This is a genomic window from Nonomuraea sp. NPDC005650, assembly GCF_040605375.1.
Taxonomy (GTDB): Bacteria; Actinomycetota; Actinomycetes; order Streptosporangiales; family Streptosporangiaceae; genus Nonomuraea.
The window spans coordinates 1-1,987 of sequence record NZ_JBEXCR010000130.1; the positions used below are offsets into that span (position 1 = coordinate 1).

At 70.9% G+C, this 1,987-nt stretch carries 2 protein-coding genes; one reads left to right on the plus strand and one right to left on the minus strand.

The features are described from left to right. Positions 1-174: 174 nt before the first annotated feature. Entirely contained in the window at positions 175-1,017 is an 843-nt protein-coding gene (locus ABZS69_RS66975) for a universal stress protein (protein WP_355395631.1), read from the plus strand. On the opposite strand, the gene ABZS69_RS66980 is transcribed toward ABZS69_RS66975, so the two are convergent. Beyond that, on the minus strand, positions 1,012-1,987 hold a 976-nt coding region (locus ABZS69_RS66980; RefSeq protein WP_355395634.1), incomplete at its 5' end, for a molybdopterin-dependent oxidoreductase. The two genes, ABZS69_RS66975 and ABZS69_RS66980, sit on opposite strands and share 6 nt — an antisense overlap.

Here is a 1,987-nt window from a genome sequence, read left to right on the forward strand (position 1 = left end):
ATGATCACGCCACGCTCATGGTCGTCGGGCGCAGGCCCGCCGCCTGGTTCGGCGCGGCGGACTCCCTCCTCCAGCACGCTCCATGCCCTGTGGCGATAGTGTCCGAAAGGTGAGCGCCGTGTGCGTGGATGTCCGTTTCGGGAAGCAGGAGGTGGAGCTCCAGGAAGGGGGCGGATGATGGCCGGACCGATCGTGGTCGGCGTGGACGGCTCCAAGCCATCGAGCGTGGCGGTCGAGTGGGCTGCGGCCGACGCCCGGCGCAGACGGCTGCCGCTGAAGATCGTGCACGTGTGCGAACAGTGGCCGGAAGGCTTGGACAGCAGGAAGTACTGCCTCGGCACGTTGGAAGCCGCCGCCGACAGCGCTCGCGCAGCGGGCGGGGATAGCGAGATAAGCACTGAGCTGCTCGACGGCAACGTCATCGAAGCGCTCATCGGCCAGTCGGCGTCGACAGATTCCCTGGTGCTGGGAAGCCGAGGATTGGGCGGATTCGCCGGACTGATGCTCGGCTCGGTGGGCCTGGGGGTCGCGGGCCATGCCGCCGGGCCGGTCGTCATCGTCCGCGTACCCACCACTGCCGAGCATGGCCGGATCGTGGTCGGTGACGACGGCTCCGAGGCCGCGCGGGAAGCCGTGGCGTACGCCATCGAGCAGGCTCGCGCCCGCCACGCACGACTGCTCGCCGTTTACGCCTGGCAGGCGCCGATCGTCTCGGCTTACGCCCCGGACTACGGCAACCTGCTGGAGGACTCGTTCCAGGAGGAGGTCCGCACGGCTCGGGAGCGGGTGGGCCGATGGCGGAAGGACCATCCCGACGTCGAGATCGCAGACCAGCAGGTGCGCGAGCACCCGGTACCCGCGCTCATCAAGGCCTCCGCCACGGCGGACCTGGTCGTGGTCGGCTCGCGCGGGCTGGGCGGTTTCGCCTCCGCGGTGCTCGGCTCGGTGAGTCACGGCGTGCTGCACCGCGCTCACTGCCCGGTCGCCGTGGTACGGCCACGCGGCAAGGAGTCATGAGCACTCCTGCGCGACGCGCAGGCGCACGGCGGTGACCTTGTACTCCGGGCATGACGTCACGGTGTCGGCATGATCGGAGGTGAGGGCGTTCGCCCCGCTGGACGAGAAGTGGAAGGTGCAGAAGAGCTGGCCCGGCGTGACCTCCTCGGTGATCCGCGCCGGGAACATGGCCTGTCCGTGCCGGCTTTCGACCAGCACCGTGTCGCCGTCGCGAACGGCATGACGGGCGGCGTCGGCGGGGTGCAGGTCGAGGTGATCGGAAGGGTCGAGCTCGATGGTGCCGGAGCGCCGGGTCATGTTGCCGGAGTTGTAGTGCGCCCACCGGCGGCCCGTGATCAGGATCAGGGGGTAGTCGTCGTCGGGGCTCTCGCCCGGCGGCAGGTAGGGGCGGGCGGCAAGGTGCGCCAGCCCGTCCGGCGTGGCGAATCGGTCCAGGTAGAGCTTGGCCTCTCCGGGCTGTTCAGGATCGGGGCACGGCCAGGGGATGGCGCCTTCGCGATCCAGCCGCCGGTGGGATATCCCGGCGAACACCGGCGCCACCCGGCCGCACTCGGCCAGCGCCTCGGCGGGGGTCGGGCAGCCCAGGTCCGCGCCGTAGGCGGCGGCGATCGCGTGCACGATGGCGAAGTCCGTACGGGCCTGACCGGGCGGGGCGAGAGCGGGCCGTACCCGCTGGAAACGCCGGTCGAAGTTGACGAAGGTGCCGTCCTTCTCCAGCCAGGACGCGGCGGGCAGGACCACGTCAGCGTGGCGGGCGGTCTCGGACAGGAACAGCTCCTGGCTGATGACCAGCGGGCAGCACTCCAACGCCTCGATGACCCGGCTGCTGTCAGGGTCGGTGGCGCACACGTCCTCCCCGATGATCCACAGGACCCGCAGAGCCCCTGAGCGCGCCGCCGCGAACATCTGCGGGATGCGCAGGCCGTCGTGGTCCGGCAGCCGGGTTCCCCACACCTGCTCGGCCCGGCCG

What these genes read in the sequence shown, in the direction of transcription:
- ABZS69_RS66975 (WP_355395631.1), top strand. Translation starts at nt 175, where the DNA reads ATGATGGCCGGACCGATCGTGGTCGGCGTGGACGGCTCCAAGCCATCG.